Below are 24,314 nucleotides of genomic sequence, written 5' to 3' on the forward strand. Positions count from 1 at the left end.
TGATCGACAATGCCTTGGACCACAGCGACCACGGTCTCCGCGGCGACGAGCGGCGAGGATGACCTGATCCGACGGGCGAAAGCCCGCGACGAGGCGGCCATTCGGTCCATCCTGCAGGCCAACAACCGCCGCCTGTTCCGGATCGCCCGCGGCATCCTGCGCAACGACAGCGAGGCGGAGGACGTCGTGCAGGAAACCTATGTCCGCGCGCTCACCCACCTGGACGCGTTTCGCGGCCAGTCCAGCCTGTCGACGTGGCTGGTTCGCATCGCGATGAACGAAGCGATGGGGCGGCTGCGCGGGCGGCGACCCGCGCTGCAACTGGATGCGGAGCGAGAGAACAAGCCTCGGGCCGAGGTGATCCAATTTCCCGCCACGTCGAGCGATCCGGAGAAGTCGGTGGCGCAGCGCCAGATCCAGGCCGTCGTCGAGCGGGCGATCGATGACCTGTCCGAGCCGTTTCGCCTGGTGTTCATCGCCCGCGTGATCGAGGAGATGAGCATCGACGAGACGGCGGACTTGCTCGGATTGAAGCCCGAGACCGTGAAGACGCGCCTGCATCGCGCCCGCGGTATGCTGCGCGAGAACGTCGAAAAAGAGATCGGTCCCGTCCTTCTGGACGCGTTTCCCTTCGCCGGCCCGCGTTGCGAGCGGCTGACCGAGGCCGTGCTCGATCGTCTTCGACGTCCGACCTGAAGATTCCCGGGAACGTCGGCTCCCGCTTTTCATCCAATCCCTGTGCAGTCATTCACCCGCCGGCCACGAGGTCCGGCGGCACAGGAGATGAGAACCATGTTCAAGCATATCGGTACGATCGCCCTCGCGCTCTGCCTCACGAGCAGCGTCGCCCTGTCGCAGGGCGCCAAGCTCAGCGATCCGCAGATCGCGCATATCGCTTACACCGCCGGCGAAATCGACATCAAGGCGGCGAAGCAGGCCTTGGACAAGTCCGGCAGCAAGGAGGTCAAGGAGTTCGCGCAAGGCATGGTGCGGGACCACGAGGCGGTCAACAAGCAGGCCCTCGCCCTGGTCAAGAAGCTGAAAGTGACGCCGGAAGACAACGACACCAGCCGCGCGCTGTCGAAGCAGGCGAGCGAGAAGCTCGACGAGCTCAGCAAGCTCAAGGGCGCGGCATTCGACAAGGCCTATATCGCCAACGAGGTCGCCTACCACAAGACGGTGAACGGCGCGCTGGAGACGCAGCTCATTCCGTCCGCAACCAACGCCGAGCTGAAGGAGTTGCTGCAGACCGGCTTGAAGCTCTTCCAGGGCCACGAGCAGCACGCCGAGCATGTCGCGGCGGATCTGAAGTAGGACGATCCGATGCTGTCAGGACGCATCACTCTCGTGAGTGTGGTTGTGCTCGCCGCCATGAGCGTTCCGGCGCGCGCTGCCACGATCCGGATCTTGGTGGACAAGCTCGAATTCTCGCCGGCCGCGGCTTCGGCCAAGGTCGGCGATACCGTCGAATGGGTCAACAAGGATGCGCTGGCTCATACGGCCACGGCGCGGGATGGCGCCTTCGATGTCACTTTGCCGCCGAGCAAGACGGTGAGCTCGGTCCTCAAGAAGGCGGGCACGGTCGACTACTACTGCCGCTTTCATCCCAACATGAAGGCGACACTGACCATCGCGCCGTGACGCCGCTGGCCTCAATGCGGGTTCTCCAGGCTGAAGGTCTCTGACTGCTCGTCATAGGCGAACAGCTCGGCATAGCGGCCCCATGACACGATGGTGTGCAAGGTCTCGTCGGCGTAGTGCTCGGACATGTAGTCCTCGAGCTCGATGCGGAAGCGCGCAGCCGGAGCGGCGTGCGAGGGGCGGTCGTCGAGCACGCGGCGGATCAGCCCCATCAGCGGCACGTTCTCCATCAAATGCTTCGCGAACAGCTTCTTGCGCTCGTCGGTCTCCTGATGGGCGAACCGCCGTCCGTCCTCGGTCAAGGTCAGGTCGCCTTCACTGAGCTGGGCGAAGCGCAAGAGCTGCAGCGCCTCGGCCAGCGGAAAGATCTCGTCGACCTCGAGCTGCAGATGGCCCGCCAGCACCGGCAGGTCGGCATGCCCATTATAGGGTTCGCCGGCTAGCGTCTCGATCAGGCCGGAGATCGAGTTCGACGACACGTGGTTGAGCACCATGCCCACGCCGGCGCTGGCGGTGCTCGGCAGCTTCGGCTCGGGCCGCTGCGTCATGCGGGCATAGAGACTGTCGACGAGCTGGCGGAACGCGGGATCGAGCCGGTTGCGCGGATGCGGCAGGTCGATCCTGAACTCGGCGGCGACGCGGCCGGGATTGGACGAGAACACCAGGACGCGGTCGCACATCAGCACCGCTTCCTCGATGTTGTGCGTCACCATCAGCACCGACTTGATCGGCAGCCGGCCGTCGGTCCAGAGATCGACGAGGTCGGTGCGCAGCGTCTCGGCGGTGAGCACGTCGAGCGCGGAGAACGGCTCGTCCATCAGCAGGAGGTCAGGATGCACGACGAGCGCGCGGGCGAAGCCGACGCGCTGGCGCATGCCGCCGGACAGCTCTTTTGGAAAAGCCGATTCGAAACCGTCGAGACCTATCAGGTCGATCGCGGCCAGCGCGCGTTTGCGCCGCTCGGCACTGTCGACACCGAGCGCCTCCAGGCCGAGTTCGACGTTTTGCAGCACGGTGAGCCAGGGAAACAGCGCGAACGACTGGAACACCATGGCGACGCCAACAGGGGGGCCGGCGATGATCTCGCCGCGGCATCGTGCTTCGCCTGAGGATGGCGACACCAGGCCGGCGATGATCCGCAGCAGGGTCGACTTGCCCGAGCCGGAGCGTCCGAGCAGGCCGACGATTTCGCCGGCTCGGATCGTGAGGTCGACCTTCTCCAGCACGACGAGATCCTCGCCGCTGCCCTTCGGGAAGAGCCGGCTGACGCTCTTGATCTCGATCAGCGATGTGTCCTTGACCTGGTCGCGCATGATGATCTCTCCCGGTCAGCCGAGCCGCAGCCGGCGCTCGCCGAAGGCATACAGCGGCCGCCACAGCAGCCGGTTGAACAGAGTGACGAGGATGCACATCACGGCAATGCCGAGTACCACGCGCGGAAAGTCGCCGCGCTCCGTCGCCGCGGCGATGTAGGCGCCGAGCCCCGACGCCGTCAGATGCGTGTCGCCCCAGCTCGCGACCTCGGCGACGATCGCCGCGTTCCATGAGCCGCCCGAGGCGGTGATGGCGCCGGTGATGTAATAGGGGAAGATTCCGGGCAGCACGACCTTGAACCACCAGCGCCAGCCGGTCAGGTGCAGGCTCGCGGCCGCCTCGCGCAGGTCGGTCGGGAAGGCGCTGGCACCGGCGATGACGTTGAATAGGATGTACCATTGCGTGCCCAGGATCATCAGCGGGCTCAGCCAGACATTGGCGTCGAGGCGAAAGCGCACGATCAGCACGACGAACACCGGGAAGGCGAGGTTGGCCGGGAAGGCGGCGAGGAACTGCGCCAGCGGCTGGATGCGCTCAGCGAGCTTGGGCCGCAGCCCGATCCAGACGCCGACGGGGACCCAGATCAGCGACGCCAGCCCGATCAGCACCACCACGCGGATCAGCGTGATCAGGCCATAGCCGATGGCGGAGAGGACATCGGCGGGCGCCAGCGTGGCCGAGAGGTAGAGGTACGTCTTCCAGCCGGCATAGGCACAACCGAGAACGACGACGGCGAGCCAGAGGCCGTCGACGAGCTGCGACGGTGGCGCGTGCCGCACCGGGCCGCTCCAGGTTTTAGGCCAGTTGATCCGCAGGTTCGAGACGGCGCGATTGACCGCGGCGAACGGGACGGACAGCGAGCGCAGCGCGCGGGTGCGCCGGAACAGGTCGAGCATCCACGAGCTCGGCGGATTGCCCGAGGCGGTCTGCTCGAAGCGGAATTTGTCGGCCCAGGCCACGATCGGACGGAACAGCAGCTGATCGTAGGCGGTGATGACCAGCAGCATGGTCAGCAGCGCGGCGCCGATCGCGGCGAGATCCTTCTGCTGAATTGCCAGCGCGACGTAAGAGCCGATGCCGGGCAGGGTGACGGTGGTGTTGCCGACCGTGATCGCCTCGGAGGCCACGACGAAGAACCAGCCGCCGGACATCGACATCATCGCATTCCAGATCAGGCCGGGCATCGCATAGGGGACGTCGAGCCGCCAGAAGCGCTGCCAGCCGGAGAGGTGGAAGCTGCGCGTCGCCTCCTCCAGATCCTTCGGCACGTTGCGCATCGACTGGTACATGCTGAAGGTCATGTTCCAGGCCTGGCTGGTGAAGATCGCGAACACGCAGGCGAGCTCGGCGCCGAGCACCTTGCCGGGGAGCAGGTTCATGAAGAACACGACGGTGAAGGTGAGGAAGCCGAGGATCGGCACCGACTGCAGGATGTCGAGCAGCGGGATCAGCACGATCTCGGCGCGCCGGCTCTTGGCCGCCAGCGCGGCGTAGACGAAGGTGAACACGAGCGAGCACGCGATCGCGAGCAGCATGCGCAAGGTCGTGCGCAGCGCGTAGAGCGGAAGGTTGGCCGGATCGAGCGACACCGGGGCGGTATCCAGCGCCGACAGCGGCTGGGTGGTCTGCTCGCCGCCATAGACGATCAGCACCATCGCGCCCACCACGATCACCAGCGCGACCACGTCCCAGATGTTGGGACGGACGGCGTCGCGCAGCACTGTGGTCCGGAGCTCCTGAAGCATCATCGGCGTGTCTCGTCTCGTCGTCCGCAGCCATCGGCGGTGGCTGCGGACGGTGCTTGTCATGGCGTATGGGCTGGTTCGCGCCGGCTGGGGCTGCCGACCGAATCCGTACCCTAAGTGCCCTGTGTGATGGTTTGATATCAAGCGGCGGCGGCCGGGATCCGGTACCACATGTCGGCCTATCAAAGGATACGCAGGCCGCGTCTTCACGTTCCCGCGACATCGGCTGTCCGGGGTATGCCTGATCGCGCGCCACTCGCTCGATCTGCGCCTCCGCCGCGTGCGAGGGAGGTCGCATCGCATGGCAGATGCGATGCGGGTGCGAGAATGCTCCGGCGGGGCGCACTGTCGTTGCGGCGACAGCAGGGGTTCAGCTACCCCACATTCGGCTCGCCGCCCTCCGGCGCGAGCCTGGTCGCCAGGATCTTGTCGATGCGGCGGCCGTCGAGGTCGATGATCTCGAAGCGCCACCCTTGCAGCTCGAAGCTCTGGCCGACCTCGGGCACGCTGCCGAAGTGCTGCAGCACCAGGCCGGCGACGGTGTGATAGCCGCGATGTGGCGGCACCTCGATGGCGAGGACGTCGGCGAACTCGTCGAGCGGCATCCAGCCGGAGACCAGCAGCGAGCCGTCGTCGCGGCGGACGCAGGCGGGCTCGGGGGGACCCTGCTCGGACGAGAATGCGCCGACGATCGACTCCAGAATATCCGCCGCGGTCACGACGCCTTCGAACGCGCCGTATTCGTCGTGGACCAGCCCCATATGCACGGGCGCTACCTTGAGGATCGCGATCACGTCGCGCGCATCGACGGTGGAGGGAATGATCGGCACCTCGCGCACGAGGTTGCGCAGGTCCGGCGTCTCGTCGCGCAGATAGGCCGCCAGCAGGTCCTTGGCCTGGAGCACGCCGATCGGACGGTCGCGCTCGCCGTCCGACACCGGCAGGCGCGAATGCGGGCTCCTGGCGAGCAGCTCGCGAATGGCCTTGGGATCGTCGTTGAGGTCGACGACGTCGACCTCGGGACGCGGCGTCATGATGGCGCCGACCGGGCGGTCGCCGAGCCGCATCACGCCCGCGATCATCTCCTTCTCGCCCGGCTCGAGCACGCCGGCAGTCTCGGCCTCGCGCACCAGATGATGGATCTCCGCCTCCGAGACCTTCTCCTCGGCCTCGCCGGAACGGCCGAGCAGCGTCAGGATCAGCTTGCCGGAAAGGTCGAGCAGGACCACCAGCGGCAGCGACACCTTGGCGAGCACCTGCATGGCCGGCGCGACGCGGACGGCAATCGCCTCGGGATCACGCAGCGCGAGCTGCTTCGGCACCAGCTCGCCGACGATCAGCGTGGCATAGGTGATGATGGTGACGACCAGGCCGACGCCGACGATGTCGGCGACGGAAGCCGACAGGCCGAGCTCCAGCAGCGATTGCGTCAGGCGCTGGCCGAGCGTGGCGCCCGAGAACGCGCCGGAGAGCACGCCGACCAGGGTGATGCCGATCTGCACCGTCGACAGGAATCGCCCCGGGTCGGACGCCAGCGTCAGCGCCCGCCGCGCGCCGGACACGCCTTTCTCGGCCAGCATGGCCAGCCGGGCCGGCCGCGACGAGACGATCGCGAGTTCGGACATCGACAACAGCCCGTTGACGACGATGAGGACGACGATGATGGCGAGTTCGACTGAGAGCATTTCGACCTGTGAGCGCCCGAAGGGGCGGGGAATGGAGACAGGTCCTAGCATATGGGGATGGCAAGCGCCCAATGCCGCATTGCGGTAAGCGCATGGGGGACTGCACCCTGGCGGCAGGTCAGCTTGGCGCACCGACGGGCGCATCATCCTCCGCTGTCGTCCCGGCCTTGAGCCCGGACGACACCCATTTTTGGCGCGAATTGTGGCTCTCATCGGCGCTCGACTGCAGGCCTCGACGGCGGCGCAGCCTGTCGCCCTCAGAAATCCCCGTGCAACCGCCCGGAGAAGATCGACACCGGGCCGCGGTCGGCGTTGTAGGCGGGGTTGTTGACGAACTGGTAGTCCGCCGTGAAGGTCAGGTATTTGTTGATCGAGTAGGCGTAGTAGGCCTCGATGATGTTCTCGCGCCGATAGTTCAGCGCACCATCGCCGATCAGCGGGCCGAGGCCGCCGGCGGCGAGGAAGGCGCGGTGGTCGCGCGACAGCCCGTTGGTCACGCCGGCGAGGCCGATCGTATCATCGGGACGGCCCCAGCGCGTGCCCTTGATCGAGGTGCCGAACGACAGGCTGTTGTCGATGTCGGTGAAGGCCATGATCTCGGTCTTGCCGTCGTTCCAGCTCCAGCGGCCGAACAGGCCGAGCTCGTCTGACAGCGCCTGGTCGAAAGAGACGACGTAGCCGTATTTGGGGCGGCCGCGGCGGGTCTGGGTGATGTCGGCGTTGAGCGCGGGATTGTCCAGCGTCTCGCGGTAGCTGCCGGAGAAGGTGTTGTTGAAGAAGCCGATGGTGCGCAGGTGGCCCGGCTGCGAGAACAGCTGATAGCGCGTCTCCAGCTCGACGACATAGCTGCCGCGCCTGAACACGTTCGTGTCGAAATTGTTGGAGTTCGAGGTGGCGTCGACCAGGAAATAGCCGGCGCGCAGCGCCCAGTTCCTCTGGTTCAGCTCGGCGGTGGCGCCATAGGTCAGGCCGAGCTTGTCGGCGGCGTAGTCGAAGGCACCGGGCGCCCAGATCGACCAGTTCATGAAGTCCTTGCGCGCATCCTTGGCGTAGGCGTTGCCGTCGAACACGTCGAGCACCGGAAATTTGCCGATCTGCACCGTGAGACGCGAGATGTCCTGCTTGCCGGACAGCTGCAGCTGGCCGCTGCCGAGCTGCTCCTGCTCGCCGCCGAAGCCGAAGGTCTGGCGCAGGAACAGCCGCGAGGTGTTGTAGTGCGGATAGGGGAAGTCGGACTTCTGCGCTTCGCCATTGGGGAAGCCGCCGAGTCCGACGGTGTTGCTGAGGCCGAAGCCCTGCAGCAGCTCGGGATTGTAGTAGACCTCGCCGCCGTCCCACAGCCGCGCGTTGATGTACAGGCTGTTGCTCCAGGTCTGCTGGAATTGGCGCGCGGGTGTCAGGCTGTTGGCGCCGGTGTAGGCGGCGCGGAACGCCGGATAGCCCTGGCCGATCACGGTCGCCTGGCCGTGGATCTCCCAGCGGTCGGATTCGGGATCGGACGGATCGCTCTTGAGCTTCAGGTCAGGACCGCTGGCGAAGTCGAGCTTCCGGTTGAGCCCGACCCGCAGGGTCTGGAAGTCGAGCTGCGAATTGTAGCTGGCGCCGTTGGAGAAGCGGACGCCACCGTTCTCGAAATGGCTGTAGAGATATTCGAGGCGCCAGCTCCAATGCGGCGCAAAGCTGCGTTCGATGCCGGCGCCGGCGGCCCAGCCGAGCCGCGTCGTCAGCAGTTTCTCGGTGTCGCCGGCTGCATTGGTGTTGATGAAGCGGCCGCCGGTCCAGGCAAGGCCGCCGGTGGCATAGACCAGCCAGTCGCCCCTGATGTAGCCGACGCGGCCGCGGGCGGTGGCGAGATAGTCCCACAGCTCCGAGACGTTCGAGCCGGGCGTGCCGAGCATCGCGACGGTGTGGTTGGAGGTGAGATAGTTGGGAAAGCTGAAATCGCCCTCGAGCCCGAGCAACAGCCCGGAGCGGGTGACCCAGTTGTAGCCGGCCTGAACGCCGCCAGTGAGACCGCTGAAAGGGCTGCCGCTGCTGACCGTGCCGCTCGGGTCGGTCAGGGTCGCCCGGCCGTGGTCACGTGTATAGCCGGCATGGACGCCGACATAGACGCCGGTCCAGTCGAACACCGTCTGCGTCATCCGGGCCTTGACCGGCAGGTCGGCGGCAGCGGCGGGGGCAGCGAGCGCGGCGATCATGGCGCCGGCCGCGATCATTTCCCGGGTGCAGTTCGAACGGATCATGGCGGCGGATTCCCAAGGCAAGGCAAACGACACAGGCAACGTCACAACTGATTGCCCGCGCACAGTCACGAGAAGATTACGGAGTCGTCGATGTTCGATCGGAAGTGTGGATGACACGCGGCAATTTAGGGATGATTTATATTGCGATTAATTCGCAACAGCAAGCGTCGAGCGATCTCACCTGGTTTCTGATCGAGGGTGTGGCGTCCATGCAACAATCAGCCCGCCCGGGCGGCCGGGCGGGCTGTCGAGACCGCAGATCGGGGCAGGTAGACGCCCGGCCTTGGCGAATTTGGCGAGGCGAGCCTTGGCCGCGGTTGGGCGGGGCGCGACGAACGCCGCAGCATCAATAGCCGCAGGCCCTCACGCGGCCGACATACTGGCCGTAGACGTCGTACTGCGGCACCCAGCGGCAGTACCGATAGCCGCCGCCATAGTAGTAGCCGTCGTTGCTGGCGGCGATGGCGCTGCCGACGACGGCGGCGCCGACGAGGCCGGCACCGACGCCCCAGCCCCAATGGTGATGATGGAAGCCGTTGGCCGCGGCAGGCGTCGACGTTGCGGCGATGCTGCCGGTCACGGCGAGAGCGGTCAGCGCGAGGACGGCAATCTTGGTCTTGATCGACATGGTGAAGGCTCCTGTTTGTTGTTGCGGCGGCCGGCGTCGGCCGCTTGCCAAATTGGACGGAGCCTTTTCGAAACCGGTTCGAATCGCCTGATCGCGATCGACGCCGTTCGAAGATTCATCAGAAGATCCAGAGTGTTATCTCTGGCTCAGCCGCCCGGCAGGGGGCCGCGGCGAAGCGTGTTCACGTCGAAGTTATCGATGTCCGCCAGCAGCGCACAGAACGCCCGCGCGCCGTGGTCGAGCACGCGCTCGCCCTTCTCCGCCGACGCCTGCGTGGCATCGCCGACCGCGCCGCTCGCATTCAGGTCCTGCGTCTGCCAGGCCATCGGCGCCGGCCGCTGCGTCGAGAGCACCTTGTAGGTCGTTTCCATCTCAGCGCCGCGCGAGGAGAATGCGGCGATCGCATCGCTGCGCACCAGCGTGGGATGGCGGGCCAGCATGATCGAGGTCTCGACGGCGCCGCCGTGAATGCCGTGCCGCAGCTCATCGGGCGAGAACAGGCCGTCGGGCGCACCGAAGCGCGACCACGACGTCGTCACCACCAGCATGCGGTGATCAGCGCGCAGATCCTGTGCGACCAGGGTCATCGCGGCACTGTTGCCGCCATGGCTGGTGACGATCACGAGCTTCCTGATCCCGGCGCGCGCGACGCTGTCGCCGAGCGCACGCCAGCTCCGCAGCGCGACCTCGGTCGGCATGGTCAGCGTGCCCGGATAGTCGATATGCTCGGTCGAGATCCCCACTGGCTGCACCGGCAGGACCGTCACCGGCAGCGACGGCGGCAGCAGCGCGCGCACCTGGGCGAGATAGGCCTCGGCGATGTAGACGTCGGTGCCGAGAGGCAGGTGCGGGCCGTGCTGCTCGGTGGCGGCGAGCGGCAGCACTGCGATCCAGCGCGCGCTCTCGGGCGTTCCCGCCTCGGGCGTTGCCACAGCGGGCCAGTGCAGCTCGGTCCAGTCGCGGGGCGGCAGGGTCATCGCGCGGGCAGTTTCCTTCGTCCGTGGGGCAGGGTAGGTATCACCCGAACGATCTTAACATGTTCAGCCAGAAAGAACCGGGGAGACCAGACATGGCGCAGGCGCTTCTGCCGCGAACGTTAATGGCGGCATTGCTGGTCCTCGGCGGGACTTTGGGCGGGATGATCTCGGCGGCCCATGCCCAGACCCTGGACAAGGTCTCGTTCGGCACCAACTGGGTCGCCGAGGCCGAGCATGGCGGCTTCTTCCAGGCGGTCGCCGACGGCACCTACAAGCGCTACGGTCTGGACGTGACGATCGTGCCGGGCGGTCCGAACGAGAACAACCGCATGCTGCTGATCTCGGGCAAGATCGAGTTCTTCATGGCCGCGAACACGCTGATGTCGTTCGACGCGGTCGCCAACAACGTGCCGGTGGTGTCGATCGCGGCGATGTTCCAGAAGGACCCGCAGGTGTTCCTGACCCACCCGGAGTCCAGGATCACCAAGCTCGACGAGCTGAAGCCGCTGACCCTGTTCGTCTCCAAGGAAGGCATCTCCAGCTACTATCAATGGCTGAAATCGGAATACGGTTTCTCCGAGAAGAACGTCCGCCCCTACACGTTCAATCCGCAGCCCTTCATCGCCACGCCGCAGAGCGCAATGCAGGGCTATGTCACGTCGGAGCCGTTCGCGGTCGAGCGCGCCGCCGGCTTCAAGCCCGGCGTGATCCTGCTCGCAGACAACGGCTTCAACACCTATTCGACCCTGATCGAGACGCGGCGCGACCTGATCGAGAGCAAGCCGGACCTGGTGCAGCGTTTCGTCGATGCCTCGATCATCGGCTGGTACAACTACATCTACGGCGACAATTCCGCGGGCAATGCGCTGATCAAGAAGATGAACCCGGAGATGACAGACGACCTGCTGGCCTATTCGGTCGCCAAGATGAAGGAGTACGGCATCGTCGATTCCGGCGATAGCGTGGAGAAGGGCATCGGCGCCATGACGGAGGAGCGCATCGCCAGCTTCTTCGACAAGATGGTGCGGGCCGGCGTGGTCAAGTCGACGATCGACTATCGCAAGTCCTACACGTTGCGTTTCGTCAACAAGAGCGTCGGCATCGATCTCCGGCCGAAGAAGTAGGACGCTTGAGCGGCACTTTCAGCAAATGAGCTCCCCCCTTTCGTCCGAGCGCGCCGTCGCGACCACGGTACGCCTGCGCGGCGTCACCAAGGTGTACGAGTCCGGCGTCGCCGCGCTGGGGCCGATCGATCTGACCATCGCCAAAGGCGAGTTCGTCTCGATGCTGGGCCCCTCCGGCTGCGGCAAGTCGACGGCGCTGCGGCTGATCGCAGGCCTCGCGCGCCCGAGCGGCGGCGCGGTCGATGTCGCGGCGTCCGCGTCCGAGACGCATCCGGGCCATCGCATCGGCTTCGTGTTCCAGGAGCCGACCTTGATGCCCTGGACCAGCGTGCGCGACAATGTCGGATTGCCGTTGAAGCTTGCGCATGTCCCGGCCATGGAGGCGCGGCCGCGGATCGATGCGGCCTTGGCGCAGGTCGGCCTGTCGGATTTTGCCGATGCTTTCCCGCGCGAATTGTCCGGCGGCATGAAGATGCGCGCCTCGCTGGCGCGGGCGCTGGTGACGCGGCCCGACATCCTGCTGATGGACGAGCCGTTCGCGGCCCTCGACGAGATCACGCGCTTTCGCCTCAACAACGACCTGCTGGCGCTGTGGCGCAGCCTGAACATGACCGTCCTGTTCGTCACCCATTCGGTGTTCGAGTCAGTCTACCTGTCGCAGCGCGTGCTGGTGATGACGGCGCGGCCCGGCCGGCTCAGTGCCGAAATCCGGATCGACGTCGACTCGCGCGATGATGCGTTCCGGGCCTCGCCGGACTACGCCGCATACTGCCGTCGCGTCTCCGACGCGTTGGCGCCGGCCTACACCGGAGTGCATGCGCTGTGAGCGGTGCCTCCGAGCGAGCGACATCCGTTGCGGGCGAGCGGCTGGCGAGCCTCGCCTTTCCGGCCTTGGTTTTCGTCGCAGCGATGACGGCGTGGGAGTTGGTGGTGCGCGTCAACGGCATCCAGCCCTATGTGCTGCCGGGGCCGCTGCTCATCCTGAAGACGTTGGTTGCCGACTGGGACATTCTGGCGCAGTCGCTGCTGACGACACTGGTCACCACGCTCGAAGGCTTCATCGCTGCCGCGCTCGGCGGCATCGCGCTGGCGCTGTTGTTCAACCAGTCGAGATGGCTGGAATGGGCGCTGTTTCCCTATGCCGTGGTGCTGCAGGTCACCCCCGTGATCGCGGTCGCGCCGCTGCTCCTGATCTATCTGCCGCAGCAGACCGCGGTGGTCGTATGCGCCTGGATCGTCGGCTTCTTCCCGGTGCTGTCCAACACCGCGCTCGGGCTCAACTCGGTCGATCGCAATCTCGCCGGCCTGTTCCAGCTCTACGGCGCCTCGCGCTGGCAGACCTTGCGCTATCTGAAATTGCCCGCCGCTCTGCCCTACATTCTGGGCGGTCTGCGCATCGCCGGCGGCCTGTCGCTGATCGGCGCCGTCGTCGCCGAGATCGCCGCGGGCAGCGCCGGCGCGGGCTCAGGGCTCGCCTATCGCATCGCCGAATCCGGCTATCGTCTCAACATACCCCGCATGTTCGCAGCGCTGGTGCTGCTGTCGGTCGCCGGGATTGTCATCTATGGCTTGCTGGCGCTAGTTTCGCACCTCGTTTTGCGGCGCTGGCACGAGAGCGCGCTTGGAAAGGACAACTGATGGCGGCTACTTCGTCTGACAAGATCGATGTTCTGATCTATGGGCCGCTGCGGCCGATCCTGGAGAAAGGGTTCCCGGACGGCTTCACCGTGCACCATGCGACGACGCAGGCCGATCTCGAAGCGCTGCCGGCGGACGTGAAAGGGCGGATCCGCGGCGTCGCCGTGACCTTCCACACCGTGAAGACCGATGCCGCCGTGATGGCGATGCTGCCGAAGCTGGAGATGATCGCAAGCTTCGGCGTCGGCTATGACCATATCGCGGCCGCCCATGCCGGCCAGCACGGCATCATTGTCACCAACACGCCGGACGTGCTGACCGAGGAGGTCGCCGACGTCGCGCTCGGTCTGCTGATCGCCACCTGCCGCGAGTTCATCAAGGCCGACCGCTTCGTGCGCTCCGGCGAGTGGACGTCGAAGCCCTATCCGCTGAGCGTCGGCTCGCTGCGCGACCGCACCGTCGGCATGGTCGGCATGGGCCGCATCGGCCAGGCGATCGCGCGCCGGCTCGAAGCCTCGCTGGTGCCGGTGGTCTATCACTCGCGCAACCCGGCGGCGGGCGTCACCAACAAGCACTATCCCGACCTGCTCGCGATGGCCAGGGACGTCGACACGCTCATCGTGATCGTGCCCGGCGGCGCCGGCACCAACAAAATCGTCAACGCCGAGGTGCTGAAGGCGCTGGGGCCGCGGGGCGTCGTCGTCAACGTCGCCCGCGGCTCGGTGATCGACGAGCAGGCTTTGGTCGCGGCGCTGAAGTCCGGCACGATTCTCGGGGCCGGCCTCGACGTGTTCGAGAAGGAGCCGGCGGTACCCGACGAGCTCAAGGCGATGGACAATGTCGTGCTGCTGCCACACATCGGCTCGGCTGCCATCGTAACCCGCAACGCGATGGATCAGCTGGTGGTCGACAATCTCAAGGTCTGGTTTGCCGGCAAGCCGCCGCTGACGCCCGTTCCGGAAACGCCGGTGAAAGGCCGCTGATGAAACGCTCGCTCCCAATGCTGATCGCGCTGCTGTCGTCAGTGGCGAGCGTCCCTGCCGTCGCGCAGGACGCCGCCGGCCTGAAGAAAGCGATGATCGGGCAGTGGGAGCTTGCGACCACCGAGCGCAGCAAGACCTGCGTCGTGACCCTGAAGCCGGACGCGGCGCCGCGCGGGCAGAAGCTCGAGCTGGAGCCGGGCTGCGCCGCCGCGCTGCCCTTCACCAAGGACATCGCCGGCTGGACCGTGAAGGGCCTCGACATCGTCAGTCTCCAGGCCGCCAACGGCGAGGCGGTGATCGACTTCACCGAGGTCGAGGCCGGCATCTTCGAAGGACTGCGCCAGGGCGAGGGCGTCTACATCCTGCAGAACCTGGCGGCGGCGCGGTCGCTGGCGAAATCGATGGACCAGATGATTGGCGACTGGGCGATGGTCCGCGGCAACGGCGCCACGATCTGCAGCCTGGTGCTGACCAACAACGACGCCGGCCACGACAATTTCCAGGTGTTCGTGAAGCCGAAATGCGACCCCATGATCGCAGCGTTCGCGCCGAGCCAGTGGCGGCTCGAGCACGGCCAGATGATGCTGATGTCGGACCGCGGCGAGACCTGGCGGTTCGAGGCGGACGACAATGCGCAGTGGCGGCTGGTGCCCGACAGCGCCAATCCGCTGATCATGCTCAGGCAGTAGGACGAGACGCGCGCCGTTGAGCGCCCTTGCCGCGCGGCGGGCAAGCTTCTTCCGGCATCGGATTTGGTTAACGGCCGGTTACACGCCTGTTCCACTGATTGGAACTTGTTGTTTACGCATCTTGCGTCTGATGGTTGTACTCCATCGAGGGGGACCGCCATGCGTGAGTTGTTGCGCCGGTTCAACAGGTCGCTGCCGTCGTTCAGCCTCAACGACAAGATCTCTGCGGCTGCGGCCGCGTTCGCCGTCCTGGTGATGCTGTCGACACTGGGCGCGCTGTCGGCGCTGCGCGAGCAGCGCCTGTTCTACGATCGGCTCGAAGCGCTTTCCATTGCAGCCCACAACATCGAGCGCACCAACGCGCTGATCTACGCGGTCGTGATGGAATCGCGCGGCATCTACATGTCGTTGGACCGCACCGTCGCGCGGCGCTACGCCGATTCGCAGCTTGCGAAGATCGCGCAGCTGAGCAAGGTGGTTGACGAATGGGAAAGCCGGGTCACAGATGACGACGCCGCGCTGTTCGCCCCGTTCAGGAAGCGGATCGATCAGTTCGTCGCATTCCGCACCGAGATGGCGCGGCAGACGATCTCGGTCGGATCGTCGGCGGCGCGCGAGCTCGGCGACAATGACGAGAATCGCGCGGTGCGCACCGCGCTCAACGAGGACCTCGAGAAATTGTCGCGGCTCTATGCCGACCGCACCCGCGAGCTCGGCGAGGCGGCCGACGCGCGCGGCATGGCCGCGTTCTATCTGGGCGCGCTCGGGGCGGTGATCATCCTGCTGATCGCGGCCGCGGCGCTGGCGCTGCGCTGGGGCGTGCTGATGCCGCTGCTGGACATCGCCCGCGTCACCGACCGCATCGCCGCCGGCCGCATCAAGCTCAAGATTCCCCATGCGCGGCGCCATGACGAGATCGGACGGGTCGCCCATGCGGTGGAGACTTTCCAGAACGGCGCCTTCCGGATTCAGGAGCTCGAGCAGCACGAGGTCGAGATCGAGCGCCAGCACGCCGACATCCTACGCGAGCACGAGCGGCTGGAGCAGGGCGCGCTCAGCAACCAGCAGCGTCTGGATGCCGCGGTCGCCAACATGGCCCAGGGCCTGATCATGCTCGACAGCTTCGGCTATGTGCTGATCGTCAACGAGCAGTACCGCAAGCTCTACGGCCTTCCTGCCTCGGTTGCGAAGCCCGGTGCGCATGTACGCGAGATTCTCGCACATCGCGCCAAGCTGGGCCTGCTGCGCGAGAAGCCGTCGGAGTTCCTCGCCGCGCTACGGGAGCGCATGAAGGAGCGACGGGCCGAGATCGTCGAGGTCGAGCTCGCCGACGGCCGCATCATCCGCATCTCGGAGCGTCCGATGGACGGCGGCGGCTGGATCGCCACTCATGAGGATTTCACCGCGCAGCGCCGTGCCGAGCGCAAGCTCGCGCGCGCCGAATATTTCCTCGCCGCATTGCTGGAGAACATCCCGCAGGCGGTGCTGGCCAAGGATGCGCAGTCGCTGCGCTACATGTTCGTCAATCGCGCCGCCGAGCGCCTGTTCGGCGTGCCACGCACCGACATCATCGGCCGCACGCCGGGCGAACTGTTCTCCGCGCCGACCGGCGCAATCCTCGAGGAAGCCGCCCGCGACCAGCTCGCAGGGCGCGGCGACGATGAGCCGCGAGCCCATAGCATCCTCACACCCGGGAACGGTCCGCGCGACATCGTCGTGCGCCGGCTGCCGGTCTCGATCGGCGAGGGCGAGCCGAAATATCTCCTCAGCATCATCGAGGACCGCACCCAGGATCAGCGCGTGGCGGCATGATGCGTCACGTGGCAAGGCCGTGGATTGCCCTGCCTTGACGTCGCCTTGATCTGCATCAAGAACGGCCACGCCGGGCGGACTAGCGTGCCCGGAACGGAGGCCTGTCCATGATCCGACGTCTGGGGATTCCCTTTGCTACCCGCCTCGGCGCTGCGGCGCTGCTCACGCTCGCCGTCGTCGCGCCGGTGCATCAGGCTGCCGCGCAGGACGTACTCGGCGGAGCGATCCTCGGCGGCGCCGGCGGAGCGATCCTGGGCGGCGCGATCGGCGGCGGCCGGGGCGCTGCGATCGGCGCCGTGATCGGGGCCGGTACCGGAGCTGCAATCGCGGCCGATGGCGAGCGCCGTCGTGGCGGCTATTATTCCTATCGCAATGGCTGCTATTTGCAGCGCGGCGACGGCTCATGGGTCCGCGCACACCCGCGCTACTGCTACTAAGTCTTATCGGTCGGCTGAATTGACCGCCTGGCGGCGCAACGAACGCGCGGCCGGTGGCTTTGTCGCGCGCTCCAGCGCGTTGATGACGCGCGGATCCTCGCAATGCGCGACGTTGAAGCGCATCATCGTCGCGGCGGATTGCGCCGCGCTGAAGACGTCGCCGGGCGCGAGCACCACGTGTTCATCGAGCGCGGCCTGGGCCACCTCGATTGCCGTACAGCCGTCCGGCAACCTGCACCACAGATGAAAGCCGCCGCGCGGCATCAGCCATGGGGCGATACCGATGCGCTGCAGCCGTGCCGCCACGCGCGGCCGTGCTCGCCCAAGCCGTGCGCGCAGCTCCTCGACGTGCTTGCGGTAGCTGCCGCTGGTCAGCACCTGGGTCAGGGTCTCCGCGGCGAATTGTCCGGGACCGCCGAAGCCGGTCGCGATCTGCAGGTCGATCAGCGGTTCGATCCAGTCCGCGCGCGCCGCGATGTATCCGCAGCGCACCGAGGCCGACAGTGTCTTGGAGAAGCTGCCGACCAGGATCACCCGCGTCAGCCCGTCGAGTGCGGCGAGCCGCGGCGACGGCTCGGGTTCGAAATCGCCGTAGATGTCGTCCTCGACGATGATCGTGTCATGCGCCGACGCGGCGTTGAGCAGCCGGTGCGCCGTCTGCAGCGACAGCGTCGCCCCAGTCGGATTGTGCAGGCCGGAATTGGTGATGTAGAGCCGCGGGCGCTCGGCCGCGAGTATCGCCTCGAACTGCGCGATGTCGGGTCCGCCCGGCGTCATCGGCACGCTGATGATCCGCGCCTGATGCGCGCGCAGCAGCGCGAGGAAGTTGAAATAGCAGGGATCGTCGACCAGCACGGCGTCGCCGGCACGCAGCAGCATGCGGCAGATCAGGTCGATCGCCTGCGTGCCGGACGAGGTCAGCACCAACTGCTCGCTGAACGCGTCGATGCCGATGCCGGCAAGGCGGCCCTGCAGCAGCCGTCGTAGCGCCGGCGATCCTCGCGCTCCGCCATAATCGCTCAGAACAGGGCCGGCGCTGCGCGCCAGCGCGCGGACCGCGCGCCGCAGCGCGTCCTGCGGCATCCACTCGGCCGGCAGCCAGCCGCAGCCGGGCGTCAGCGTTCCCGGTCCGGCGTCGAGCGACTGCCGCGACACCCAGAACGGGTCGACCGCGCGCGGACGGCGCGGCTCGCGATCGGCGAGGGCCAGCGGCGGCAGCGCCGTGTCGGCGACATAGAAGCCGGAGCCGCGCCGGGCACGGATCACGCCCTCGGCGGCGAGCCGGTCATAGGCCTCGACCACCGTGGCCGGCGACACGCCCATCGCCGCGGCGAAGGCGCGGATCGAGGGCAGGCGCTGGCCGGCGCTGAGCGCGCGCGTCGCCAGACGCTGCCGGATCGCATCGACCACGGCGATGGTCCGCGAGCCGCCTCGGCGGGAATCGGGCGTCCCTGGTCCCAAGTGTGTTGCCCTTTGCATCAGTACAGATTGTCAAAATTGTATCGGTCTGTCGCTGCCGCAACAAGCCCGATCGGGCTATGGGATCTGCAAGGAGGAGCCGTGCATGAAGGGATCGATCGAAGGCTGGGGGAGCGGCATCATCGGCATGACGATCTTCAGCGGCTCGCTGCCGGCGACGCGGGCGGCACTGGAGGGTTTTTCGCCGCTGTTCCTGACGGGCGCACGCGCGACGCTCGCGGCCGTGCTGGGCGCGCTTTGTCTCACGCTGTTGCGGCAGCCGCTTCCCGGCCGGCGCGACCTGATGTCGCTGGCGGTCGTGTCGCTCGGTGTCGTCATCGGCTTTCCGCTGCTCACCGCCCTGGCGCTCCAGCACATCACCTCGGCCCATGCGATCGTGTTCGTCGGTCTGCTGCCGTTGTCGACCGCCTTGTTCGGCGTGCTGCGCGGCGGCGAGCGGCCGCGCCCGTTGTTCTGGCTGTTCGCAGCACTTGGCGCTGCGGCGGTCTCGGGCTTCGCCCTGTCGCGGGACGGCGTCGCGGCGCCGATCGGCGATCTCGCGATGATCGCTGCGATCGTCGTCTGCGGCCTGGGCTATGCCGAGGGCGCCATGCTCACCCGCCGGCTCGGCGGCTGGCAGGTGATCTCGTGGGCGCTGCTGTTGTCTGCACCGCTGATGCTGTCGATGGCGGTGCTGACGCTGCCCGGCGCGTCACACGACATCACGGCCGCGGCGTGGCTGGGCCTCGCCTACGTCTCCGTCTTCAGCATGTTCGTCGGCTTCGCCTTCTGGTACCGCGGGCTCGCGCGCGGCGGCACTGCGACGGTGGGCCAACTGCAACTGCTGCAGCCCTTCCTCGGCCTCGGTTTCGCGAGCCTGCTGCTGCATGAGCCGGTGTCGGCAACGATGATTGCCGCAGCCGGAATCGTCGTCCTCTGTGTGGCAATGGCGCGCCGCTGGGCATGAGCCGTCGGCGGCTATTTGCGATGATAGAGTCCAGTGAAGCTGACGCCGGCACCGCCGCAATCATTGTTGTCCTCGACCAGCAGAAGCGCGCCGATTCGCTGCAGGCGCACGCGGCACTCGTCGCCGGCATTCGGCCGCTCGAACGGTGTGCTGCCGTCGTCGACGAAGGCGATCAGGCCGCCCTTGGGCTCTGCCGTCGCGCCGAGCGATCCGTTGCGCAACTCGCGCCCGGCCGGCAACACCTGATCGCCTTCGATCCTGAGCCGGTTGCCGGCCTCCTTCCTGATCGTCAGTCCCCCTCCAGGGTGCTCCCAGCTTCCGGACCAGTCGGCCGTCGCCGGCGCGGCCATCGGCTCGACAGCGGTGAGGGCTGCGCGCGGCAACCAGCCGGTGGTCCAGATCTGGGCCTTCGCATGCGGCTGCTGGTAGCTGACGCAGACGAAATCGCCGCGGGTCCTTCCGATCAGCACGAGGTCGTCGCGGACGAGGTAAGCCTTCTTCCGGCAGGCGTCGGTCGCAGCGGGACAGCCTGCGGCCTTGAAGTCATCGTCATAGGGGCTCTTGACGAAGTTCACGCGTGGCTGGCCGCTCACTTTGGCGACGACGAGCGGCCGCGCATCGTCCCAGCCGATGCCATTGCAAATGGCGGGATCGTTGGCGTCGTAGGCAGCCGCCGCCGTGACGGTCAGGACGCTCAGGATCAGTCCGATGAAGGGCGCGCGCATCCGTCATTCCTCTCCACGCTTCGCCCGCATTAGCCGGCGCGGGAAGACGTCCGGTTCAAACCGGCCCGACGTTTCGTCCATCCCGCGGCGATCTTTTGGCAGCTCCGACCGCAGCACGCTGCATGCGTCGTCTCGTCGGCGTCGCGCCTTCACATCACCCCGATGCTCTTCAGGCTGGTGTGGCCATTCCTTCCGACGATGATGTGGTCGTGAACCGTGATGCCCAGCGGCTTGGCGATCTCCACGATCGTCTTGGTCATCCGGATGTCGGCCTGCGACGGCGTCGGATCGCCCGAAGGGTGATTGTGCATGAGCGTAGCGCCGCAGCTATGTAATTGAAGAATAACGGATTTAGCAGGCCGACCATCAAGCGGGGGACGGAGAGTGGGGACGGTAGTGCACGCCAAATCGTGATCATCACGCCTGATCAGGCCCAGTCATCGGTGATCGTCCTGGCGCACGGCAGGACACCATGTTTCTCTTGTCCCAAGCATCGAGTTCGCCAACCGGATATAGGACCGCTTTCCCGATTTTGACGAAGGCGGGTCCGACGCGCATCGCTCGCCAGTTGCGAAGGGTCCCGACGCTGACCGCGCCACGGTAGCGCTCCGAGACTTCCTCTGGCGTCAGATATTTTCGATCGTCCATTGCCGCACTCCCGATCACGCGACCATGAATTCAGTAATTCACGGTCCTGAACGCTCTCGGAAGCTGGATGCATTGTCGATAGTGAAAGAGAAGGCTAACGGCCACGCAAAGGCGTATCGTCCACGTCAACCCGAGATCGAGCCGAATATTTCGACGAGATCGAGCACGTGAAAATCACGAAGGACATGCTCGAGCCGAAGGACCTCCGGAAGATCCTTCTCGTCAGCCCGGATCGAGCTCGGAACTCGGACCCGCGGCGTTTTCACAGAGTTAGGGTCAAAAGCGACCGTCACAGCGCAATCGCGTTTTGGTCCGCTTTCCCTCCAACACCGGACGCAGCCGGCGTCGGTGGCAAGGTCAGAGATGGACCAGAAGCGGAAGTATCCGCGAGAGTAGCGGATGCCCGAGGCATTTGCCGCGCTCCAGAAGTCGAGTAAAAATCCAATCAGAACTCGTAGCCCTTCTGACCGATGGCTTGCCAGTTGCACCAACTTGTGCTCGGGGGCATGTTTTTAGAGTCCTACGCCACTTGTACGGTTCTCTATCTGAGCCAACAATCGGGAGGCACGAACAAGGTCTTGCGTACCAAACCCTTCGGTGAATTCGCCAAAAATCGGAGCGAGCAATTGAACCGCGTCCATCTCGCGGTTTGTCGCCGCCCAATGAGCGGCGAGGTCGGTGGCGATCCGAAGCGCGAAAGTTAACGCGCCGATAGCGCGAGCTTCAGCCAGCGCCTCCTTTAATAGCTTTTCAGCGCGGACTGTTTCGCCATCCTCAAGAAGGATAGATGCATTGACTCGCTGAAGTTCCGAGCGGCACCAGCGCTCGCCCTGCCTTTCCTGATAGTCGATGGCGCGCGTGACGGCGTCACGCGCTTGCGCGATCCGCCCTTGCCGCAGATAAGCACGAGCGAGGAAAGCCAGATAGCTGCCGATCCGCATCAGAAAGCGGCATTCGATCAGTTCGTCAATCGCGGCCCGAATATCCTCCACCGCGCGCGGATCGCTGCGCAATTCGCGCAGGCAGGCGGAGAAATAGCGCTCGACCGAAACCCAGCGCCAGATGCGCTCGCGTTCCAGATTGCGACGCAGGCGTTCCGTGAACATATCGAGCGCGTCAAGATCGCCGATTTCAAGCGAGATAGGAAGTGCGGCGAGCCCAAGTGCGTTCGACTGCGACACCCAATGGCCACCGCGGTCCGCAGCATCAACGGCCTCACGCGCCAGTCGAGCGGCGTAGTCGGCCTGCCCCTGCATCCACACTACAAAAGGCATGTTGGTGCGGACGGTGATGAAGCGGTAGACCTCATTCGCATCCTTGCGCGAACGCCCCCGGACTAGCGAATGGGTTGACGCGAGACGATCGAGAACCGGGCGGCTTTTGCTTAATTCGCCGGCGAAGGCGTGGGCCCAGGCCAGGGCCTTGTCGGCTTCGGATGTCGCCGTCGAATCGGGGTCTCGGTCGGCCAGCGAGGTGGCCTCCTCGAGATAAGTGATGGCACGTGCGATCTCGCCGATCTGGAGCAGATAGAACGCAAAACCCGTCAGCGCGCGCTGCTGAAGGTCGACACTGTCAGCACGCCTTGCGAATGCGATTGCGTCAAGCCAGGTGACTTCGTTCTCGTTCGAACTCTTGCGGGCGTAGAAGAGGCTCCATCCGAGGGCACAGGCGAGCTTTGCCTTGGACAGATCGTCGCATGGAACGCGCTTGGCCAACGCGAGTGCGACCTCCAACCGCGCTTGCGCCTCCGACAGGATGGAGGTCTCCGACCACAGGGTGATCGCAGCAACCGCAAGCCTGATTCCGAGGATGTCATCGCCCTGCTCGCCGAACGACCATGAAAGCGCACTTCTCAAATCGGCAATGCGGCCAAGGTAGCGCTCGGTCCAATCGGTCGGCTCGCGCCATTTCCAATCCTCCTCGGATTGCTCGAACAGCGCAGCCATGCGCTCCGCATGGCGGCGCATCGCCCCGCTGCACGCCGGATCGCCCCGACGCCGCTCGGCGGCATAGCGACGCGTGCTATCGAGCAGCCGGTAGCGCAGGCTCGCGCCCCGCGCCTGCGCGCTCAACAGTGATTTGGCGACGAGACTGCCGAGTGCGGTCGCGACGTCGATCGGCGTGAGACCTGCCGCTTCCGCGACGAAGACCGCATCCTCGTGCTCGAACCCGTCACTGAACACTGACAGCAGGGCGAAGAGCCTGGCTTCCGTCTGCGACAGCAGCCGGTAGCTCCAATCGATCGTTGCCATCAGGGTTTCATGGCGCGGCGGCCCGGCGGCGGCCCCGGTCGCGCTAAAGCCAAGCCTCTGATCGAGGACGACCAACAGCTCCCGCGGGGTGAACCTGCCGATCTGGGCGGCAGCCAATTCGATGGCTAGGGGAAGCCCGTCCAGCGAATGACAGACCGCTGCGATGGCGTCGCAATCCTCGTCGACGAACTCGTAATCCGACCATTCGGCGGCGCGTCGAACGAACAACTCCACCGCCGGGAATCTGACGGCCTGATCCACCGACAGCCCAAGGCCTGAACTCGGAGCAGATAGAGAGCCAAGCCGCACGACGTGCTCAGTGGTGGTGCCGAGCGGCTCGCGACTCGTGGCAAGCAGCCGGGATGGCGATGTGTCCGTCATGAACTTGCTGGCAAAGATCGTGGCGGCTGGCAGCACATGCTCGCAATTGTCGAGGATGAGCAGCATCTGCCGCGGCCTCAGATAGTCGAGGACAGCAGCCAGCCCCATGTCCGTATTGCCTCGGATACCGAGTGCCGTCACGAGCGCCGCGCCGAACAGAGTAGGATCGGAGATTGTCGCGAGATCGATGAAGCAGACGCCGTCGCGATACCTTGACACGAACGCCTGGGCGACGGCCAGGGCTACGGTCGTCTTACCGATCCCTCCTGCGCCGGTCAGGGTCACGTGCCTGTCCTCGGCGAGCAGATCGGCGATTTCAACGATATCGGCTTCGCGGCCGACGATGCCGCGCGGCGATGGCGCATGCGAAAGCGGGAGCGGATCGGCCAGCGCAGGCTCCCCCTCGATCTCGCCGATGCCGACCCGGACATCGGCGATGAACTTGTACCCACGCCGCGCCACGGTCGCGATGTAGATGGGCTCGATCTGGGTATCTCCCAGCGAGCGCCGCAAGCTCCACATATTGACCTTAAGATTGCTGTCGTGGACGAACGTGCCCGGCCAGGCTGCCGCCATCAGCTCGTTCTTGCTGACCAGCTCGCCGCGGCGCTGCACCAGCAGCCGCAAGAGCTCGAAGGCGCGTCCGCCAATCTTGACGGGGCGCTCGTCTAGAAGAAGCAACTGACGGCCGGGGACCAGTCGAAACGGGCCGAAGCTGAATGTCAGCTTCTGTCGAGGTGCGCCCCGTTGCCGTCTGGCCGTCCGCATTTCGCATTGCCAATCGATCGAAGAGATCGCTTGGTATTATCATGCACTGCAAACTTGTTGAAGTGAGCCGTTCTGACTTTCACGACCGCTGCGCAAAACCACGCGGGTGTGGCTATTTTTTTGGCTTGCGAAGAACCGCTGTGCTCACAATCTCGACGCTTCATTGGTCGGAACCTCGGCGAACCACCCTCTCACACCC

The 24,314-nt window shown here is 65.9% G+C and carries 22 protein-coding genes; 11 read left to right on the plus strand and 11 right to left on the minus strand.

What is annotated here, in order from left to right; all coding sequences use genetic code 11:
* The first annotated feature begins 9 nt into the window (after positions 1 to 9).
* The 3 genes from QW887_RS27595 to QW887_RS27605 all read left to right on the plus strand — a co-directional run bounded on the left by QW887_RS27595 (position 10) and on the right by QW887_RS27605 (position 1,641).
* Positions 10 to 696, plus strand: a complete 687-nt coding sequence (locus QW887_RS27595) for an RNA polymerase sigma factor (RefSeq protein WP_316195475.1) — start codon at positions 10 to 12, stop codon at positions 694 to 696.
* Between the two features lie 96 nt (positions 697 to 792).
* On the plus strand, positions 793 to 1,314 hold the full coding sequence (locus QW887_RS27600) for a DUF4142 domain-containing protein (RefSeq protein ID WP_315752265.1): 522 nt from the start codon (positions 793 to 795) through the stop codon (positions 1,312 to 1,314).
* A gap of 9 nt (positions 1,315 to 1,323) precedes the next feature.
* Entirely contained in the window at positions 1,324 to 1,641 is a 318-nt protein-coding gene (locus tag QW887_RS27605; RefSeq protein ID WP_315715292.1) for a cupredoxin domain-containing protein, read from the plus strand.
* An 11-nt stretch (positions 1,642 to 1,652) separates the two neighbouring features.
* Here the strand turns inward: QW887_RS27605 and QW887_RS27610 are convergent, their stop codons facing one another.
* The 6 genes from QW887_RS27610 to QW887_RS27635 form a co-directional block, all read right to left on the minus strand.
* Positions 1,653 to 2,954: a nitrate/sulfonate/bicarbonate ABC transporter ATP-binding protein gene (locus QW887_RS27610; RefSeq protein WP_315752264.1), complete on the minus strand. Its 1,302-nt coding sequence runs from the start codon at positions 2,952 to 2,954 to the stop codon at positions 1,653 to 1,655.
* 15 nt (positions 2,955 to 2,969) lie between these two features.
* Positions 2,970 to 4,703: an ABC transporter permease subunit gene (locus tag QW887_RS27615; protein ID WP_315825485.1), complete on the minus strand. Its 1,734-nt coding sequence runs from the start codon at positions 4,701 to 4,703 to the stop codon at positions 2,970 to 2,972.
* Between the two features lie 371 nt (positions 4,704 to 5,074).
* Complete coding sequence (locus QW887_RS27620; RefSeq protein WP_315752262.1) at positions 5,075 to 6,385, minus strand: hemolysin family protein; 1,311 nt, start codon at positions 6,383 to 6,385, stop codon at positions 5,075 to 5,077.
* Between the two features lie 257 nt (positions 6,386 to 6,642).
* Entirely contained in the window at positions 6,643 to 8,628 is a 1,986-nt protein-coding gene (locus tag QW887_RS27625) for a carbohydrate porin (RefSeq protein ID WP_316195477.1), read from the minus strand.
* 346 nt (positions 8,629 to 8,974) lie between these two features.
* Positions 8,975 to 9,256 carry a hypothetical protein gene (locus QW887_RS27630; RefSeq protein ID WP_315715297.1) on the minus strand — a complete coding sequence of 94 codons (282 nt, stop codon included), beginning with the start codon at positions 9,254 to 9,256 and terminating at the stop codon, positions 8,975 to 8,977.
* A gap of 146 nt (positions 9,257 to 9,402) precedes the next feature.
* Complete coding sequence (locus tag QW887_RS27635) at positions 9,403 to 10,233, minus strand: creatininase family protein (protein ID WP_316195480.1); 831 nt, start codon at positions 10,231 to 10,233, stop codon at positions 9,403 to 9,405.
* A gap of 122 nt (positions 10,234 to 10,355) precedes the next feature.
* On the opposite strand from QW887_RS27635, the gene QW887_RS27640 reads away from it, so the two are divergent.
* From QW887_RS27640 to QW887_RS27670, 7 genes are all read left to right on the plus strand, one after another.
* Positions 10,356 to 11,357, plus strand: a complete 1,002-nt coding sequence (locus QW887_RS27640) for an ABC transporter substrate-binding protein (RefSeq protein WP_315752323.1) — start codon at positions 10,356 to 10,358, stop codon at positions 11,355 to 11,357.
* 25 nt (positions 11,358 to 11,382) lie between these two features.
* A complete protein-coding gene (locus QW887_RS27645; RefSeq protein ID WP_316195482.1) occupies positions 11,383 to 12,183 on the plus strand; it encodes an ABC transporter ATP-binding protein in 801 nt (266 codons plus the stop codon).
* A gap of 83 nt (positions 12,184 to 12,266) precedes the next feature.
* Entirely contained in the window at positions 12,267 to 12,995 is a 729-nt protein-coding gene (locus tag QW887_RS27650) for an ABC transporter permease (RefSeq protein ID WP_315715432.1), read from the plus strand.
* Entirely contained in the window at positions 12,995 to 13,978 is a 984-nt protein-coding gene (locus tag QW887_RS27655) for a 2-hydroxyacid dehydrogenase (RefSeq protein ID WP_315825482.1), read from the plus strand. The genes QW887_RS27650 and QW887_RS27655 overlap by 1 nt, the downstream gene beginning before the upstream one ends.
* 92 nt (positions 13,979 to 14,070) lie before the next feature.
* The gene (locus tag QW887_RS27660) at positions 14,071 to 14,667 is read left to right on the plus strand and encodes an AprI/Inh family metalloprotease inhibitor (protein WP_316174645.1); all 597 of its coding nucleotides are present in this window, start codon (positions 14,071 to 14,073) and stop codon (positions 14,665 to 14,667) included.
* A 159-nt stretch (positions 14,668 to 14,826) separates the two neighbouring features.
* Complete coding sequence (locus QW887_RS27665) at positions 14,827 to 16,479, plus strand: PAS-domain containing protein (protein WP_316195484.1); 1,653 nt, start codon at positions 14,827 to 14,829, stop codon at positions 16,477 to 16,479.
* A 107-nt stretch (positions 16,480 to 16,586) separates the two neighbouring features.
* A complete protein-coding gene (locus tag QW887_RS27670; RefSeq protein WP_315715302.1) occupies positions 16,587 to 16,916 on the plus strand; it encodes a hypothetical protein in 330 nt (109 codons plus the stop codon).
* 3 nt (positions 16,917 to 16,919) lie between these two features.
* On the opposite strand, the gene QW887_RS27675 is transcribed toward QW887_RS27670, so the two are convergent.
* A complete protein-coding gene (locus QW887_RS27675; protein ID WP_315715303.1) occupies positions 16,920 to 18,395 on the minus strand; it encodes a PLP-dependent aminotransferase family protein in 1,476 nt (491 codons plus the stop codon).
* Between the two features lie 85 nt (positions 18,396 to 18,480).
* On the opposite strand from QW887_RS27675, the gene QW887_RS27680 reads away from it, so the two are divergent.
* A complete protein-coding gene (locus QW887_RS27680) occupies positions 18,481 to 19,341 on the plus strand; it encodes a DMT family transporter (protein WP_315715304.1) in 861 nt (286 codons plus the stop codon).
* Positions 19,342 to 19,352: 11 nt separating this feature from the next.
* On the opposite strand, the gene QW887_RS27685 is transcribed toward QW887_RS27680, so the two are convergent.
* The 4 genes from QW887_RS27685 to QW887_RS27700 form a co-directional block, all read right to left on the minus strand.
* Complete coding sequence (locus QW887_RS27685) at positions 19,353 to 20,066, minus strand: hypothetical protein (protein WP_315715305.1); 714 nt, start codon at positions 20,064 to 20,066, stop codon at positions 19,353 to 19,355.
* Between the two features lie 149 nt (positions 20,067 to 20,215).
* Positions 20,216 to 20,410, minus strand: coding sequence for a JAB domain-containing protein (locus QW887_RS27690; RefSeq protein ID WP_315752322.1), 195 nt, complete (start codon positions 20,408 to 20,410; stop codon positions 20,216 to 20,218).
* Between the two features lie 73 nt (positions 20,411 to 20,483).
* Positions 20,484 to 20,714, minus strand: coding sequence for a helix-turn-helix domain-containing protein (locus tag QW887_RS27695; RefSeq protein ID WP_083938734.1), 231 nt, complete (start codon positions 20,712 to 20,714; stop codon positions 20,484 to 20,486).
* Positions 20,715 to 21,226: 512 nt separating this feature from the next.
* Complete coding sequence (locus QW887_RS27700) at positions 21,227 to 24,115, minus strand: ATP-binding protein (RefSeq protein WP_316159290.1); 2,889 nt, start codon at positions 24,113 to 24,115, stop codon at positions 21,227 to 21,229.
* Positions 24,116 to 24,314: the final 199 nt, after the last annotated feature.

Source organism: Bradyrhizobium sp. SZCCHNRI3052 (assembly GCF_032484895.1).
Lineage (GTDB): Bacteria > Pseudomonadota > Alphaproteobacteria > Rhizobiales > Xanthobacteraceae > Bradyrhizobium.

Coding starts and splice junctions, on each gene's coding strand:
- QW887_RS27685 (WP_315715305.1), bottom strand. CDS start 20,066: ATGCGCGCGCCCTTCATCGGACTGATCCTGAGCGTCCTGACCGTCACG.
- QW887_RS27605 (WP_315715292.1), top strand. CDS start 1,324: ATGCTGTCAGGACGCATCACTCTCGTGAGTGTGGTTGTGCTCGCCGCC.
- QW887_RS27595 (WP_316195475.1), top strand. CDS start 10: ATGCCTTGGACCACAGCGACCACGGTCTCCGCGGCGACGAGCGGCGAG.
- QW887_RS27700 (WP_316159290.1), bottom strand. CDS start 24,115: ATGCGGACGGCCAGACGGCAACGGGGCGCACCTCGACAGAAGCTGACA.
- QW887_RS27655 (WP_315825482.1), top strand. CDS start 12,995: ATGGCGGCTACTTCGTCTGACAAGATCGATGTTCTGATCTATGGGCCG.
- QW887_RS27665 (WP_316195484.1), top strand. CDS start 14,827: ATGCGTGAGTTGTTGCGCCGGTTCAACAGGTCGCTGCCGTCGTTCAGC.
- QW887_RS27650 (WP_315715432.1), top strand. CDS start 12,267: ATGACGGCGTGGGAGTTGGTGGTGCGCGTCAACGGCATCCAGCCCTAT.
- QW887_RS27620 (WP_315752262.1), bottom strand. CDS start 6,385: ATGCTCTCAGTCGAACTCGCCATCATCGTCGTCCTCATCGTCGTCAAC.
- QW887_RS27680 (WP_315715304.1), top strand. CDS start 18,481: ATGAAGGGATCGATCGAAGGCTGGGGGAGCGGCATCATCGGCATGACG.
- QW887_RS27660 (WP_316174645.1), top strand. CDS start 14,071: ATGATCGGGCAGTGGGAGCTTGCGACCACCGAGCGCAGCAAGACCTGC.
- QW887_RS27670 (WP_315715302.1), top strand. CDS start 16,587: ATGATCCGACGTCTGGGGATTCCCTTTGCTACCCGCCTCGGCGCTGCG.
- QW887_RS27600 (WP_315752265.1), top strand. CDS start 793: ATGTTCAAGCATATCGGTACGATCGCCCTCGCGCTCTGCCTCACGAGC.
- QW887_RS27645 (WP_316195482.1), top strand. CDS start 11,383: ATGAGCTCCCCCCTTTCGTCCGAGCGCGCCGTCGCGACCACGGTACGC.
- QW887_RS27615 (WP_315825485.1), bottom strand. CDS start 4,703: ATGATGCTTCAGGAGCTCCGGACCACAGTGCTGCGCGACGCCGTCCGT.
- QW887_RS27630 (WP_315715297.1), bottom strand. CDS start 9,256: ATGTCGATCAAGACCAAGATTGCCGTCCTCGCGCTGACCGCTCTCGCC.
- QW887_RS27625 (WP_316195477.1), bottom strand. CDS start 8,628: ATGATCCGTTCGAACTGCACCCGGGAAATGATCGCGGCCGGCGCCATG.
- QW887_RS27635 (WP_316195480.1), bottom strand. CDS start 10,233: ATGACCCTGCCGCCCCGCGACTGGACCGAGCTGCACTGGCCCGCTGTG.
- QW887_RS27640 (WP_315752323.1), top strand. CDS start 10,356: ATGGCGGCATTGCTGGTCCTCGGCGGGACTTTGGGCGGGATGATCTCG.
- QW887_RS27610 (WP_315752264.1), bottom strand. CDS start 2,954: ATGCGCGACCAGGTCAAGGACACATCGCTGATCGAGATCAAGAGCGTC.
- QW887_RS27675 (WP_315715303.1), bottom strand. CDS start 18,395: ATGCAAAGGGCAACACACTTGGGACCAGGGACGCCCGATTCCCGCCGA.
- QW887_RS27695 (WP_083938734.1), bottom strand. CDS start 20,714: ATGGACGATCGAAAATATCTGACGCCAGAGGAAGTCTCGGAGCGCTAC.